This window comes from Neisseria sp. HMSC068C04, assembly GCF_001810105.1.
In the GTDB taxonomy this organism is placed as follows: Bacteria; Pseudomonadota; Gammaproteobacteria; order Burkholderiales; family Neisseriaceae; genus Neisseria; species Neisseria flavescens_B.
This window is the reverse complement of sequence record NZ_KV799943.1, coordinates 1-511: the sequence shown is the minus strand read 5'-3', so window position 1 is coordinate 511 and position 511 is coordinate 1. Positions and strand designations below refer to the sequence as shown.

Genomic DNA, 511 nt, shown 5'->3' with positions numbered 1-511 from the left:
TAGGGTTTGCGTCAATTGAAGGGGTAGCGATTTTGAGGAATTTTTCTAAATCTAAAAGTTCTTTATCGTTTTGTTTTAAACGAAAATGAATAGGAGTTCTTACATCTCCTTTAAATGAGACGTTGCATTCTCCGCCATTCAAATCAAAATTACATTTTTGAACCTGAAACTTTTGCCAGAAATAAACATCTTCTCCGTCATCTAAATCAAGTTCTTTTGCCCTTTTTTTCCAAAATCCATTTGCAATTGACTGCATTTGGGATTCCATAAGTTTCTTAGCGTCTAACTCGCTCTTTCCGCCTTTTTCCATTGCTCTAAGTACTGAAGAATCAACGCCAAAGCAGGAAACATCTATAATTTTTCCATTTTCTTCAATCCAAATGCAATTTCGAGCAGCCCAATATTTAAAAAATTCTTCTTTAGATTCATCCCATTTGTAGCCTTCTGCTTCAAGTGATGGTTTCACAGTTTCATATGCTTGGTAGGCGAAATAAGCAGCTGTACCCCAACC

Annotated in this window: 1 protein-coding gene; it reads right to left on the bottom strand. The window is 36.0% G+C overall.

The window, feature by feature from the left end; all coding sequences use genetic code 11:
• Window positions 1-511 (bottom strand): IgG-binding virulence factor TspB family protein (locus tag HMPREF2700_RS05660; RefSeq protein ID WP_283129679.1); only part of this gene is annotated, 511 nt, incomplete at both ends.